Genomic DNA, 14,162 nt, shown 5'->3' with positions numbered 1-14,162 from the left:
TGGCACTCTGGCGCTCCCCCCTGGGGAGAAAAGGCCCCGGAGACCCGGCAGCCGCGGGTTTCGCTCCCCTCATCCCGCGGCCGCCGCTTCCTCCCGGGCCGACGGGGCTGCGGCAGGACCGTGCGGCCCCGACCCGCCTCCGGACCGCCAGTGAAGACCCGGCGCAAACCGACACAAACAGACCCGGTTCCAGACCGCCGCAAACCGACCTGGTTCCAGACCGCCGCAAACCGACCTGGTTCCACAAACCGCCATAAACAGCCAGGTTTCAGACTCCGACGGGCAGATCCGGCTTCGGGGCGGTGAGGCCCTCACGCTCGCGGAAGGCGTCGAGTTCGGCGAGCAGGGCGGTCAGACGCTTGGTGTGCTGCGGGGTGAGGTGCCCGGCGTCGTCGAGGTGCACGGCGCAGGCCGTCGTCGTGTCGACAAGCCGTTCCAGGGTGACGGCGATCTCGTCGGTGCCCTCCGAGTGCCGGGCCAGGGTGGGCAGTTCGGCCGCGGCGAGGGCGATCGCGGCACGGGCCTCGGCCAGTGTGCGGTAGGCCTCGCGGCGCAGCGCCCAGCGGACCTCGCGGTCATCGGGGCCGCCCAGGACCTGCTCGAGGTAGGCGTGCGCCGCCTCTGCCGCGAGCGTGAGCCGGGCCCGTACACCGCCGCCCTTCTGTCCCGGCGCCGGAAGGTGACCGACAAGCAGCACGATGGCGCAGGCCAGCAGGGTCTCGCCGATCCGGCTCCAGGAGGCCTGGGGTTCGCCGCCCACCATGACGAGAGCCAGCACGAGCACGGTCACCACGGCGGTGAGCGCGGCGAAGTGCCGTATGGCCACGGGGATCAGCGCACCGCACACCGTGACGAGGACGACGAGTCCGGCGGGCCGGGGCACCAGGGCGGCGAGCCCGGCGAAGAGGACGGCCCCCAGCACGGTCCCGGCCGCCCGGGACAGCACGCGCGACACGAGCGGTCCGAGGTCGGGCTTGACCAGGAAGACGATGGTGGCGGGAAGCCAGTACCAGTGGGCGTGGTGCAGTGCCTGGGCCACGGCGGCGCCGGTGCCGAAGCAGAGCGCGACCCTCATGCCGTACTCGCGTCCGCCGGTGCCGAGGGCGGTGCGCAGCAGGGTCCTGGCGTTACGGGGCCGGGCGGGCGCCGCGTCCGGGGCGTCCTCGCGCCGCGGGGGGCGTACGCCCCGGTCGAAGGCCTCGGCGGCACGGAGCAGGGCATCGTCCAGGGCACGCAGACCGGCGGCGGAACGAGCGGGGGCGGGGAGCGGGCCGGCCGTGCCGCCGGTGCGGACGGCCCCGGCGAGACGGCGCGGGCCCTCGGCGGCGCGCGCGGGAATCGGCTCCCCCTCCCAGGCGAGCGCGGTCGCGGCTTCGGCGAGCGGGAGCGCCGCCGCGTACTGGGCGTGCAGTCGGCGTTCGGCGGCGGAGCTGGCGTGACGGCGCAGTCTCGGCCCGGTGAGTGCGTCCTGGGCGTGGTCGAGCGCGGCGGTCAGCGCGGCCCGGCGCCCGGTCGCGTCGGGTCCGGCAGTGGCGTCGAGGAGGGCGGCGATGGCGTCGTAGACCGCGGCGACGGCGTCGCGTTCGCCGTCGAAGCGGAAGTCGTCGGCGATGGCGCCGGGGGTCGGCAGCGCCAGCCGCAGGAGGATCAGCCAGCCGGCTCCGCCGAGGAAGAGCAGCGCCCGCTGCCAGCCGGGTTCGGGCAGCGGCATCCCGGTGCCGATGGCGGCTCCGACCAGGAGCTGTGTGCCGGAGGCGGAGGCGACGGGCCCGATGGCGCTGACGGCTCCGGCGAACAGTCCGAGGCCGGCCAGGACCACGGTCAGGGCCACCGGGCCGGTGTGGTCGCCGACGTACGATCCGCCGAACAGTCCGGCGGCTCCGGCGAGCGCGGGCACACCGAGGCGTCGTACGGCGGCGCGCCGGCTGCCCGGGCGGTCGTTGATCCCGGCGAGCATGGCGCCGAGGGCGGCGACGACTCCCGCGGAGGTACGCCCGGTCAGCACGCCGGCGAGCAGCAACGGTCCGGCGGCGAGCGCCCCGCGCACGACGGCGTTCCACGGCACGGGTCCGCGCTGTGCGCGCAGGGCGTGGGTGAGCCAGAGGGGCGCGGAGAACTGCACGGGGCTCCTGTCGGGACGAGGGCGCGAGGGTGCCTTCGGGCGACGTCGGCCGGGCTGAGGGCGGTCTGAACGGTGGGGATACCCCCTCCGCAGGGGTTTGCGGCCACCGCGGCGGCGGCGGTTCCCCTGCGGTGGACGGGGGAAGCCACCGCAGGGGGTCCTTCTGGAGCGTAGGGGACGCCTACGTTTCCGCGCTGTGACTTGGGGCGGGGAGGCCGTGTTCTTTATGTACGCAATCTGCGACGCTCCACCCGCGGAACGGGGCGGAACGGCGCGCAATCCCGGGGAACACCGCTGATCCCTGCGGAACCGGCGGGCACCACCCCTCGGGAACCCCGCGCAGCTCCGGGGACTCCGGCGAACTCCGCGCAATTCCAGGGCACTCCGGGGCACTGCGGGCAACTCCGGGGCTTCCGGTGGCTTCACCACGGGCATCGGCACGCCTCGGCGAGCGGGACGGGGCGGGGCGGGGCGGGGAAAGAGAAGCGGGCCCGAGGGCGTAGCCGGCCCCCGGGCCCTGTGATGCCGCCATATGGCACGCCGGCACGCTTGAGGACCCAGGTCAGTCGTGATGTCGCCGCGTCCTGCCTTTGGACCACCGCACATCGAGCTGTGCGGGCCGGACTTGAACCGGCATTTCGACGCCCGGGGGCCTGGGCCCGGTCGATCCGGCGATCGGCGGCGAATGCTGAGTCTGGAGCGAGAGTCTGAGATTGATCGCGGTCTGCCTCTGCCGGTTGGGCTACCGCGGCCTGAAGGGGCCTTCGGCAGAAGGCCGTTGATGCCGCGGGGAGGACTCGAACCTCCACTGGAACCGCGCAGTCACGACAAGCTTCAGTTTCAGCTTGCGCTCCTCGCGCACCCCGGCCACGCTGGGCCGGGGATCCTTCGAGGCTACCCGAACAGGTAGCCGAAAACTGCGTCGCCGACGCGCTGGTCGACGACCTCCACGCCGTTGGCCTCCTCGCGGGCGAACTTGACCGCCTGCTGCAGCTTCTCCACCCGGTCGAGCAGTTCGTTGACGCGCCGTGCGGGCAGGGCGCCCGAGAACTTCACTGTCGTCCAGTACCCGACCGGCACGTCCTCGTAGTACACCTCGACCTGGGCCGGGTGCTTGTCGGTGGCCTCCGCCTTGACGTGGTTGCGCGGCACCTTCTTGGTGCGCAGGGTCCGCACGGGCTCGGTCTTCCACGCGTCCGCGGAGGGATCCTGCACCCAGGACTCCGAAGCGTCGAGTACCGGCAGCTTCCGCACGAACGTGTTGATGTCGACGAGTTGCTTCTCCAGGAACAGCAGGTACGCCACGGGGACGTCGGCCACGAGCACCCGCCCGTCCACCTTCACGTCCGCCTTCGCGGTGCAGTTGGCCCAGTCCTTGGTGGCGGTCACGTCGAACAGCCGGGTCAGCGTGGCCGCGGTCTGCCGCAGCACGTCCTCGGCCTGCACCTGAACTCGCGTGGACTCCGGCGGCAGTTGCTCGCCCTCCTCGTCCTTGGGCTGGTACGTACGCGAGATTCCGGCCAGCAACGCGGGCTTCTGGAGCCCATGATGAGCAGCCGTCAGGTCCTGATGGGACTTGGACTTGATGCCCTTCTCGACGGCAATGATCTGATTGAGTTTCGCCACGTGGGTGACGGTAGCAAGGGAAAGCCAAGGTTTTCGAAGGATTATTCGCATTCACGGCGCGGTGGGATTTCACGGCCGGCTTTCCGCAACCTAGGCCTCGCAACCAAGGCTTTGCAACGGGGCTTCCACGACCAGCGCCTCGCAACCAAGGCTTTGCAACCAGCGCCTCGCAACCAAGGCTTTGCAACCAGCGCCTCGCAACCAAGGCTTTGCAACCAGCGCCTCGCAACCGAGGCTTCCAAACCAGGGCCTCGCAACAAAGGCCTCACAACCGAGGCTTCGCAGCCAAAAGGGGGAACGGGCACGAACGACTCCGCGCGTCAACGTTACGGAGTAGGTGGCGCGGCCTTCGCCTCCAGAACCGATTCAGCGGCCTCGACGGCCCGCACCAGGGCCGGGCCGGAAGCGGTGAGGGAGGCGACGATGCCGTCGACCTCCCGCAATCCCGCCCGCTCCAGCAACCGCTTCTCGTTGGTCACCCATTCGCCGCGAGCCGCCAGTACCGCGTGCCCCGTCTGCAGTGCGGCCAGGGCGAGGGCGCCGGCGACCTCGGTGGTCCGTCCGGCAGGGGCGTGGTTGGCCTTCGCGTAGGTGAGGGTGGCACGGGCGGCACCGCGCCAGCGGTCGGCGGCGGTGCGACGGAGTCTGTCCGGGTACGACGGCCGGGACAGGGAACCGCTCAGCACCCGGTTGACGGCCAGCTCGGCGACCACCAGATAGCTCGGGATCCCGGCGAGATGGAAGAGGAGCGGCTCGATGCGGAAGCGGCCCTCCCGGGCCTCGGACAGTTCGTGTTCCACGACGTCGAGGTCGCGGTAATGGACGTCGACGCGCCGGCCCTCGACGGTCAGCCACGCTCCGCCGTTGAAGACGCCGCCGCCCCAGCCGCCGATCTCCGAGACCTCGCCCTCCCAGCCGATGGATCTGAGGTCGGCCGGGTCGAAGTCACCGCGGTAGTACACCGCGAGGTCCCAGTCGCTGCCGGGCGTGTGGGTGCCCTGCGCGCGGGATCCGCCGAGGGCGACCGCCCGGACGGCGGGGAGCGCGGCCAGGCGCTCGGTGAGGTGGTGGAGAAAGGCGGAATCGTCCATCACAGGACCGTGCTCCCTTGCGGAGTCGTGGTGGTTACGGGGTCACGCCCCCGGCGACGGCATACCCGTCAGCACTCCCAGATGTTCCGGTGCCGGTGGCGGGTCGGCGGGTGGTCCAGGTCCTCGGCCGCTGTGCGGAGGGCGCCCGCGGGGGCGGCTCGGAGGTGCTTGCGGGCCGCCGTGCGGAAGGCCCGCAGCTTCGCCCGGGCCCGGGACTCATAGGGGTCGCGGAAACGCTCGTTCATGGCGCGCGGGAACGTGTACGAGGCGAACGTGCGTGTGAGGAGTGCCGGGGCCGGACGCCGGCCCGCTCGCTGCGCTCTCCTCAACTCCGCCTCGCTGTACCGGAGTTCGACCAGGGAGTGGGCGGTCCAGGGGCCCGCGAGGCCCTGGGGCCAGTACGCGGTGAGCGTTCGGTGACGCCAGGGGACGTGGTGGACGGTGCGTGACACAAGCGACCTTCGGCGGGCCCGCCGGTCCTTCCGGCGTGGCCGACCTAGACGTCGGCACCGGCGAAACGTCCCAGGTATTTGGTGCGCATGGGAGCAGGATGGTTTTTCCCTGCTGGGGGTGTCCACCGGTTTTCCGTGATCGACCGGCATCGCGCTTCGGGTACGGCCGGTGAACCGCACACCGCGCGTGCGGGCGGACCGGGGCGAGCCAGGAGCACGTAAACCGGATGCGGTTGGAGCGGGGCGACGCCAGGAGCACGTAAACCGGATGCGGTCAGGCAGATGAGCAACGCATCATCTGCGGGTCCCGCACCGCCCCCGAACCAGGAGCCCGCCATGATTCGACGCGTCACCGCCCCCGGCCTCTTCACGCCTCCCCGCTACTCCCACGCATCCGTCGTCGAGGCGGGGACACGGCTGGCGTTCCTCGCCGGGGCCGTGCCGCTCGACGCGGACGGCGGGCTCGTCGGGGACGGAGACGTCGTGCGGCAGGCCGCGCAGGTGATCGCCAATCTCGGCGAGCAACTCCGGGCGGCGGGCAGCGACCTCGAGCACGTGGTCTACACGGACGTGTACGTCGTGGGCGACGAGCCCGCCGTGCTCTCCGCGGTCTGGGACGTGGTGACGGCGTCGCGGCTCAGCACGGGTCCGCACTCCTCGACCTTGATCGGGGTCTCCTGTCTCGGGTACACCGGGCAATTGGTCGAGATCACCGCGACCGCTGTCGTACCCGCCTGAAGGAGACACGCATGCTGATCGAGCATCGCGGGCGCAGACCCGTCGTCCCCGGCTCCGCCTATGTCGCGCCGTCCGCCACCCTGTGCGGTGCCGTGGTGCTGGGCGAGGGGGCGCGCGTACTGCACGGAGCCGTGCTGACCGCCGAGGACGGGGAGGTCCGGGTGGGCGCGGACACGGTCGTGATGGAGAACGCGCTCGTGCGCGGGCGGTCCGGGCACACAGCCGTGATCGGCGACGCCGTCATGATCGGACCGCACGCCCACGTCAACGGCGCGACCGTCGGGGACGAGGCCTTCATCGCGACCGGTGCCTCCCTGTTCCCGGGAGCGGTCGTGGGCGCGGGCGCCGAGGTACGGATCAATGGGGTGCTGCAGGTCAACTCCCGGCTGGCGCCCGGGGCCGTCGTGCCGATCGGCTGGATCGCCGTGGGTGATCCGGCTCAGCTCTTCTCGCCCGACCGGCATGACGACATCTGGGCGGTGCAGCGGGAGTTGGACTTCCCGGGCACGGTGTACGGGGTCCCACGCGGTACGTCGATGCGCGAGATCATGGCCCGGCAGAGCGCCTTCTACGGTTCCCACCGGCACGACCTCGTCCTCAGCGAGACGAACGAGGTTTGGCGAGGTGACCGAGGTGAGTGAGGTGAGCGAGGACGGCGGCGCCGGTGAGGGCTGAGGAATGGGGATGTTGGGCAGCCCTCAGGGTTCACCCGGCGTCCCCGGCCACACCCTCCGTTTCGGCAGCGGCTTCGCGTAGCTCCCGGCCCGGCTTGTCGTCAGTCCCAACGCCACCAGCGACTCGGCGAGCTTGACGGCCGCGCTCACCCCGTCCACCACGGGCAGGCCGAGCTTCTCCCCCACCGCCCGCTGCAGCCCGGTCATCCCGGCGCAGCCGAGGACCAGGACCTCCGCGCCGGCCGCCCGGGCGCGTTCGGCGGCGGCGATGAAGGCCTCCTCGGTGCGCCGGTCGTCGCCGAGGTCGAGGACGCCGAGGCCCGTGCCGACCACGGCGGCACAGTTCTGGGCGACCCCCGCCGTGTACAGGCTGTCCTCGATCTGTCCGCGGGAGCGTTCGAGCGTGGTGACGACTCCGTAGCGCCTCCCGAGCAGACAGGCCAGGTGCGCCGCGGCCTCGGTGATGTCGACGACCGGGACGTCCAGCAGTTCGCGTGCCCCCTCGCGCCCGTGTTCCCCGAACCCGGCCATGACGACGGCGTCGTACTCGCCCTCGTACGTCCGCAGTGTGTCGAGCACCGCCGCCGCCGAGAGGTAGCTGTCGAGCCAGCCCTCCGCGGACTCGGGGCCCCACGCGGGGGTCAGTCCGGTCACGGTGGTGCCCGGGCCTGCGGCGGCCCGGGCACCTCGTACGATCTCCTCGGTCATCTCCTGCGTGGTGTTGCAGTTGGTGACGACGATGTGCACGCTCAGCCCTCCACGGCCGTGGGCTCGGGGGTCGCGGCCGTGGCGGCGGCGCGCTCGGGGCGGCACAGCAGCCCGTACAGGACGGCCGCCAGCGCGGTACCGATGAACCACGAGTACGGGGCCACGGCGCTGAAGTCCTTCACGAGCGCGAGCACCGCCGACACCGCCGCCGCGGGCAGGAACGCCCACAGCGCCTTCGGGTTGACGCCCTTGCGGTAGTAGTAGCGGGATCCCGGCTCGGCGTTGAACAGTTCGTCGACGTCGATGCGTCCGCGCTTGACCCAGAAGTAGTCCAGCATGATCACACCGAACAGCGGGCCGAGGAAGGCACCGAGACCACCGAGGAAGTAGTTGACGACGGTGGGGTTGGAGAAGAGGTTCCACGGGGTCACCACCAGCGCGGCGACCGTGCTGATCATGCCGCCGACCTTGAAGGTGATCTTCTGCGGCCAGACGTTGGCCAGGTCGTACGCCGGCGAGACGAAGTTGGCGACGATGTTGACGCCCATGGTGGCGATGGCGAAGGTCAGCGCGGCCAGGACCAGGATCCAGGTGTTGCCGACCTTGGCGACGAGTTCGGCCGGGTCGGTGATGGCCTCGCCGAAGACCTCCAGCGAACCGGCCGTGACGATGACCGAGACGACGACGAAGGCCGTCGAGTTGATCGGCAGGCCCCAGAAGTTGCCCCGCTTGACGGTCCGGTAGTCGGGCGCGAAGCGCGAGAAGTCGCAGAAGTTGAGCATCAGCGTGCCGTACGTGGCGAGAATCAGCCCGATCGCGCCGAACCACTGCCGCCACTGCTCGCCGGCGGACACCGGGTGCGGGGTGGTCGTGAGCGAGATGGTCCAGCCGGCCTTGGCGAGGATCCACACGGCGAGCGCGATCATCACGATCCAGATGGCCGGACCGCAGAAGTCCTGGAACTTGCGCACCGACTCCATGCCCTGGCTGATGATCAGCGCCTGGATGATCCAGAGTGAGACGAAGGAGACCCAGCCGAGCGCGTGGAGCCCGAGGAAGGAACTGTGCGTCCAGGACTCGAGGCCCGGCCACGCGGCGAGCAGCATCACGTTGACGGCGACGGACGCGAGGTAGGTCTGGATGCCGTACCACATGATGGCGATCACGGCTCTGATCAGAGCGGGGATGTTGGCGCCCCAGACACCGAAGCTGATCCGGCTGACGACCGGGAAAGGCACGCCGTGGCGCTGCCCGATCCTGCCCATCCAGTTCATCCCGATGTAGATGAGCACGAAGCCCACGAGCAGGGAGGTGAAGACCTGCCAGACGTTCATGCCGAGGACCAGCAGTCCGGCGGCGAAGGTGTAGTTGCCGAGGTTGTGGACATCGGACATCCACAGGGCGAAGAGGTCGAAGACCTTCCACTTGCGCTCGGTGGCGGGCGCCAGGTCTTCGTTGGTGAGGCGGGGGTCGGGGACGAACGCTGGGGTGCCGGTGGCTTCGGCACGGTCGGCGAGGGACACGAGGCCTCCACGAGGCGAGGGGACGGAGGGCACTGTCGCTGCTGTGGGGGTGGTCCGGCAACCACTTTGGTATACCAAACGTGCACGCCATGGTCTCGCTGTCGATGGTTCCTGGCCATGTCCGTACGGTTACGGATCCGTAAAACACCCGCCGGTCGGCGAACACCCGCCGGTCGGAGAAGATGGCCCCATGACGACGGTGGAACCGCTGGGGGCAGTGCGCGAGCGTGTCCTGGTGGAGTTGCGGCAGGACATCATCGCCGGCCGGCTGCGGCCCGGCGACCGGCTCGTGGAGCGGGAGCTGGCCGAGCGTTTCGGGGTGTCCCGGGTGCCGGTGCGGGAGGCGATCCGGGCGCTGGTCGGCGAGGGCTTCGTGCACTTCGAGACCCCGCGCCGCACGGTCGTACGCAGGCTGACCCCGACGGACGTCAAGGAGCTCTTCGAACTGCGCGAGGCCCTGGAGGTCTACGCGACCGGCCTCGCCGCCGCCCGCGCCACCCCCCAGGCCCTCGCGGACCTCTCGATGCTGCTGGAGGAGGCCGCGGCAGCCACGGCCGTCGGGGACGCCGAGGCGATCACCGACATCAACACCCGCTTCCACGACCGCATCCTCGCCATGGCCGGCAACGGTCTGCTGATCTCCGTGATGGACCCTGTCGACGGCCGGTTGCGCTGGCTGACCCGGCGGAACGAGGAGTGGCCGCAGCTCCTCGCCGAACACCGCGAACTGTACGAGGCGATCGCCTCCGGCGACCCGGACAAGGCCCGCGCCCACGCCCTTGCCCACGTCCAGGCCAACTACCGCTCGACCGTGCGCCATCTGTTCGAGGAGAACGGGACGGACTAGCACCGGACCGGCCGGACCGGAGCGGGGCCAGGCCGGACGGTTCAGCGCACCGGGCCGACCGGAGCCAGGCCGGACGGTTCAGCGCACCGGGCCGACCGGAGCCAGTCCGGACGGTTCAGCGCACCGGGCCGACCGGAGCCAGGCCGGACGGTTCAGCGCACCGGGCCGACCGGATCAGCGCAGGGCGTACTTGTCCGTGGCCGCGACCAGCGCCTCGGCCATCGCCGGCGCGCCCGCGTTGTGCCCCACCTCGTCGACCACGACCAGCTCACTGCCTGGCCAGTACTGCCGCAGCCGCCACACGGTGCCCAGCAGATTGCCGAGGTCGAGGCTGCCCTGGATGAGGGTGCCGGGTATGCCCTCGAGCAGCGGCGCGTCCCGCAGCACCACCCCCTCGCCCTCGCCCTCGCCCTCGCCGTTGCCCTCGCCGAGGAAGTGGTCGTTGCCGAAGTAGTGGGTGACGGTCCGCGCGAACGCCATACGGAACACCGGGTCCTCGTAGCGTTCGACCGAGCGTGGTGGCGCGGGGACGATGGCCGTTTCCCAGTCGGTCCAAGCCCGCGCGGCCCGCGCCCGCACCTCTGGGTCGGGCGACTCGATCAGCCGGTTGTACGCGGCGGCCAGATCGCCGTTCCGCTCCCCCTCCGGCACCTCGGCGACGAACCGTTCGAACGCCTCCGGGAAGATCTTCCCCAACCCCCTGGTCAACAGGGCCACTTCGGCGTTCGATCCGGTGGCGACCAAAGTGAGCACCAGTTCGGACACGACCGCCGGGTGCACTTGCGCGTACCGCAGCCCGAGCACGGACCCCCACGAGAGGCCCCACACCAGCCACCGTTCGATACCCAGATGCACGCGCAACCGTTCGAGGTCGGCTATGAGATGAGCGGTGGTGTTGACGCTCATGTCGGTCTCGTACACGCTCGCGTGCGGTGTCGAACGGCCGCAGCCGCGCTGGTCCAGCAGGACGATCCGGTACGCGGCCGGATCGAAGAACCGCCGGAAGTAGGGGGTGCAGCCGGAACCCGGTCCGCCGTGCAGCACGACGGCGGGCTTACCGTCCGGATTGCCGCAGGTCTCCCAGTAGACGTGGTTGCCGTCGCCGACGTCGAGCATGCCGTGCTCGTACGGTTCTGTGTCCGGGTAGAGAGTCACCCGCGCGACCCTAGCCCCGTCGGGCGCCCGGAGGGCGGTCATTTTCCGGCAGCCCCGCCGCCCGTGCCGCAGCGCGCAGCACGTCCCGCAGCATGTCGGGGGTGAGCCGTCCGGTGAAGGTGTTGCGCTGGCTGACGTGGAAGCAGCCGAAGAGTTCCAGCCTGCCCGGCTCGCCGTCCAGGGCGTCGAGGGTGTGGCGGGCGGCGTGCGCGAAGGCGGGGCGCGGCCGGGGCACGGTCCAGCCCGCCTCGGCGAGGGCGGGCAGCGCGGCCTGCCAGCCGAACGCCCCCAGCACCACGACGGCCCGCAGGGTGGGCCGCAGCAGCGTCAGCTCCCGGACCAGCCAGGGCCGGCAGGCGTCGCGCTCCCCGACCGTCGGCTTGTTCGCCGGCGGAGCGCAGTGCACGGGCGAAGTGATGCGCACACCGCGCAGGGTCAGCCCGTCGTCGGCGCTCACGGCGACCGGGCTGGAGGCGAGTCCCAGGTCGTGCAGCGCGGCGTACAGCACGTCGCCGGAACGGTCCCCGGTGAACATCCGGCCGGTACGGTTGGCGCCGTGCGCGGCGGGTGCGAGGCCGATGACCAGCAGCGAGGCGTCGGCCGGCCCGAAGCCGGGCACCGGGCGGCCCCAGTAAGTCCAGTCGGCGAAGGCGGCCCGCCTGGTCCGCGCCACCTCTTCCCGCCATGCCACGAGACGCGGGCAGGCCCGACAGCCCACGATCCGCCGATCCAGTTCCCCGAGCCCGCCTTCCATGCGACAACCGTACGACCGGGGCCCGCCGTGCGACCGGGGACTAAGGTCGAGGTATGGCTTCTGAAGGTGCGCACGAGGTGGTGGAGGAGACGCGAAGCGCCTCTGATGGGCGGAGCGCCTCCGGCGAGCGGAACGCCTCCGGTGGGCGGGGCGCCGCTGCGGAGCGAGGTGCTCCTGCCGAGCGGGGGGCCACCGCCGGGCAGGGCGACTCCACCGGGCGGGAAGGCTCGCGCGGGCTGGACGAGTCCGCCGGGCAGGAGGACTTCGCCGGGCCGGGCGACTCCGGCGCCGAGCGTGCGGCATCGGGCGGGCAGGGCCGACAGGGCGGATCCGCCGCCACGGTGGCCGCCGCCGAGGCCGCGGGGCCCGCCGAGGGTGGCACCGTACGGATCGACAGCTGGATCTGGTCCGTGCGGCTTGTGAAAACGCGGTCCATGGGTGCGACCGCCTGCAAGGGCGGTCACGTCCGCGTGAACGGGGAGCGTGTGAAGCCCGCGTACGCCGTGCGCGTCGGCGACGAGGTCCGGCTGCGGCACGCGGGCCGGGAGCGGATCGTCGTCGTGAAGCGGCTGATCCGCAAACGGGTCGGAGCCCCGGTCGCGGCCGAATGCTATGTCGACAACTCCCCGCCGCCGCCCCCGCGCGAGGCCGTCGCCCCGGCCGGTGTCCGCGACCGTGGCACGGGCCGCCCCACCAAGCGCGACCGCCGCGAGATGGAACGCCTGCGCGGAGCGGGCGGCGCAAGGGGCGGCTTCGGCAGCCAGGGACAATGACCGGACTCCTGTGAAAACGCCGGACGGGCTGGTGTTCACCAGCCCGTCCGGCGTTGTCGAGGACGCGGACCGGTCGGGGGAGCGAACACTCCCGCGCCGACGCCCGGCAGCCGTCACACCCGACTGCGTATCAGCCGCAGCAGCCGGACGGTCTGCCCGCGACGAGCCCACGCGATCAGAGTCAGCGGGACCATCAGGATCACTGGTGTCGCCGCGTACTGGCCGTCGAAGACCGTGAGTTGAGTGATGAACGCCCCGACCATCAGCGCGCTCAGCGCCACCGCGGACACCGAGGACAGCAGCGGTATTACCAGCGCGATCGCCCCGGCCAGTTCCAGCGCGCCGATGGTGTACATGCCCGCGCTGCCCCAGCCCATCTTCTCGAAGCTCTCGGCGGCCGACGGGTGCGCGATCAGTTTGGGGAAGGCGCTGGCGACGCCGTAGAAGAGCGCGAGCACGATCTGCAGTCCGCGCAGGCCGAGTTCCGCCCGGCGGCTCACGGCGGTCGGCGTCGTGCTCCGGGCGATCGCGGAGGCGGAAGCTGTGTGGGTGACGGAAGCGGTGGTCTCGGACATGAGGTCCCCTCTGGTGTGAAGCAGTGCCGTGTGGCTGTCACAGAGGTAGACCGGACCACCGCCCAGAACTCATCGCCGCCACGGGACCAGAACTCCCCGCGTCACGAATACAGAACTCCCGCCGCCACGAACCCAGAACTCCCGCCCGTAACGACACCGGAGGGCATCGCCGTCACGACAACGGAGGGCATCACGTCACGACAGAGGAAACCAGCCGTGCCCGGTGTACCAGTGGCCGCCCGCCCGCAGATGGTCCCCGACCGCCCGTTCCACGCTGCTGCGCCCGGGCAGTTGGGCCACCGGCAGGTCTGGGTCGCCGAAGACGAACGCGACGGGACCGGTGTCGTTCGGCTCGGTCTCCTCATACGCGGTCCGGAACCGCTTCTGGAAACGGACGATGTTGGACTCGGCGGACAGGTAGCGCTGCAACTGCCGGTCGAGCAGCCAGGAGTGGCACACCGCCACCTCGTAGCGCTCCTCCGGGTAGTGGCGGGCGAAGAACTCCGCGGCGAGCGCGAGCGACCGGTCGCAGGCCGTGGGTGACAGCGGGCCCCGGTGGTCGGGGATGTGCACGCTCAGGCACAGGTCGCCCGGGCCGACGTCCCGCCCCGCCTCCCTGATCCCCTTCGCGGTGCGCTCCCCGAGCCGCGCCCGCTGGAACTGCAGCCGCCCCAGCTGGTACAGCTCCCCGTGGAAGTGCAGGGAGATCCACCACGGCACCAGCAGCCCGTACGTGCCCGTCCGCCTGCGTTGGACCTCCATGTTCCGGCCGAGGTCGGCGAGGGTCCGCCGCGACACCTCGGCCGGGATCCCGCGCTCCTCGTGGTAGGCGCGCACGAAGGGCAGCGACATCACGAAGACGAACACGTGGAAACAGCGTCCCAGCGGCCCCAGTGACTCGGGGAGGAGTCGCATTTCCATCCGCCGGTCGATCTGCCCCATGTGGTGCACGAAGACGCCGACGCATCGCTGAAGGAGGTCCATCGCCTGCGGGTCGGCTGCCAGCCGCCCGCGCAACGCGACCAGTTCGTTGATGTCCTCGTGCGGCACGGCCAGGTCCAGCAGGATCTCCGGCAGGTCGTCCGCGCCCGGCAGCACCGCCGCCACGCCCGGCGCGTCCGAGC

14 protein-coding genes are annotated in these 14,162 nt (G+C 71.3%); 4 read left to right on the top strand and 10 right to left on the bottom strand.

Annotated features, from left to right (window positions below; translation table 11 throughout):
• Positions 1-268 precede the first annotated feature (268 nt).
• The 4 genes from EF387_RS19115 to EF387_RS19100 all read right to left on the bottom strand — a co-directional run bounded on the left by EF387_RS19115 (position 269) and on the right by EF387_RS19100 (position 5,291).
• Complete coding sequence (locus EF387_RS19115) at positions 269-2,122, bottom strand: FUSC family protein (RefSeq protein WP_128377787.1); 1,854 nt, start codon at positions 2,120-2,122, stop codon at positions 269-271.
• Positions 2,123-3,016: 894 nt separating this feature from the next.
• Complete coding sequence (locus EF387_RS19110; RefSeq protein WP_128377786.1) at positions 3,017-3,748, bottom strand: DUF7873 family protein; 732 nt, start codon at positions 3,746-3,748, stop codon at positions 3,017-3,019.
• Positions 3,749-4,074: 326 nt separating this feature from the next.
• The gene (locus tag EF387_RS19105; protein ID WP_128377785.1) at positions 4,075-4,839 is read right to left on the bottom strand and encodes a nucleotidyltransferase domain-containing protein; all 765 of its coding nucleotides are present in this window, start codon (positions 4,837-4,839) and stop codon (positions 4,075-4,077) included.
• A gap of 68 nt (positions 4,840-4,907) precedes the next feature.
• Complete coding sequence (locus EF387_RS19100) at positions 4,908-5,291, bottom strand: hypothetical protein (RefSeq protein ID WP_128377784.1); 384 nt, start codon at positions 5,289-5,291, stop codon at positions 4,908-4,910.
• A gap of 336 nt (positions 5,292-5,627) precedes the next feature.
• Between EF387_RS19100 and EF387_RS19095 the strand changes: the two genes are divergently transcribed.
• Together EF387_RS19095 and EF387_RS19090 are read left to right on the top strand one after the other, a co-directional pair.
• Positions 5,628-6,029: a RidA family protein gene (locus EF387_RS19095; RefSeq protein ID WP_128377783.1), complete on the top strand. Its 402-nt coding sequence runs from the start codon at positions 5,628-5,630 to the stop codon at positions 6,027-6,029.
• A gap of 11 nt (positions 6,030-6,040) precedes the next feature.
• The gene (locus tag EF387_RS19090; RefSeq protein WP_128377782.1) at positions 6,041-6,670 is read left to right on the top strand and encodes a gamma carbonic anhydrase family protein; all 630 of its coding nucleotides are present in this window, start codon (positions 6,041-6,043) and stop codon (positions 6,668-6,670) included.
• Positions 6,671-6,727: 57 nt separating this feature from the next.
• Here the strand turns inward: EF387_RS19090 and EF387_RS19085 are convergent, their stop codons facing one another.
• Positions 6,728-7,450, bottom strand: coding sequence for an aspartate/glutamate racemase family protein (locus tag EF387_RS19085; RefSeq protein WP_128377781.1), 723 nt, complete (start codon positions 7,448-7,450; stop codon positions 6,728-6,730).
• A 2-nt stretch (positions 7,451-7,452) separates the two neighbouring features.
• Complete coding sequence (locus EF387_RS19080; RefSeq protein WP_128377780.1) at positions 7,453-8,934, bottom strand: NCS1 family nucleobase:cation symporter-1; 1,482 nt, start codon at positions 8,932-8,934, stop codon at positions 7,453-7,455.
• Positions 8,935-9,124: 190 nt separating this feature from the next.
• Between EF387_RS19080 and EF387_RS19075 the strand changes: the two genes are divergently transcribed.
• The gene (locus EF387_RS19075) at positions 9,125-9,781 is read left to right on the top strand and encodes a GntR family transcriptional regulator (RefSeq protein ID WP_128377779.1); all 657 of its coding nucleotides are present in this window, start codon (positions 9,125-9,127) and stop codon (positions 9,779-9,781) included.
• Positions 9,782-9,955: 174 nt separating this feature from the next.
• On the opposite strand, the gene pip is transcribed toward EF387_RS19075, so the two are convergent.
• Together pip and EF387_RS19065 are read right to left on the bottom strand one after the other, a co-directional pair.
• Complete coding sequence (pip, locus tag EF387_RS19070; protein WP_128377778.1) at positions 9,956-10,936, bottom strand: prolyl aminopeptidase; 981 nt, start codon at positions 10,934-10,936, stop codon at positions 9,956-9,958.
• Positions 10,937-10,946: 10 nt separating this feature from the next.
• Complete coding sequence (locus tag EF387_RS19065; RefSeq protein ID WP_128377777.1) at positions 10,947-11,690, bottom strand: uracil-DNA glycosylase; 744 nt, start codon at positions 11,688-11,690, stop codon at positions 10,947-10,949.
• A 236-nt stretch (positions 11,691-11,926) separates the two neighbouring features.
• Here EF387_RS19065 and EF387_RS19060 point away from each other — a divergent pair, with 236 nt between their 5' ends.
• On the top strand, positions 11,927-12,463 hold the full coding sequence (locus EF387_RS19060) for an RNA-binding S4 domain-containing protein (RefSeq protein ID WP_128377983.1): 537 nt from the start codon (positions 11,927-11,929) through the stop codon (positions 12,461-12,463).
• A gap of 113 nt (positions 12,464-12,576) precedes the next feature.
• On the opposite strand, the gene EF387_RS19055 is transcribed toward EF387_RS19060, so the two are convergent.
• Together EF387_RS19055 and EF387_RS19050 are read right to left on the bottom strand one after the other, a co-directional pair.
• Complete coding sequence (locus tag EF387_RS19055; RefSeq protein ID WP_128377776.1) at positions 12,577-13,038, bottom strand: DoxX family protein; 462 nt, start codon at positions 13,036-13,038, stop codon at positions 12,577-12,579.
• A gap of 195 nt (positions 13,039-13,233) precedes the next feature.
• Complete coding sequence (locus tag EF387_RS19050; protein ID WP_128377982.1) at positions 13,234-14,136, bottom strand: acyltransferase domain-containing protein; 903 nt, start codon at positions 14,134-14,136, stop codon at positions 13,234-13,236.
• Positions 14,137-14,162: the final 26 nt, after the last annotated feature.

The sequence above is a fragment of the Streptomyces cavernae genome (genome assembly GCF_004023625.1).
In the GTDB taxonomy this organism is placed as follows: Bacteria; Actinomycetota; Actinomycetes; order Streptomycetales; family Streptomycetaceae; genus Streptomyces; species Streptomyces cavernae.
This window is presented reverse-complemented; position numbering and strand designations above follow the sequence as displayed.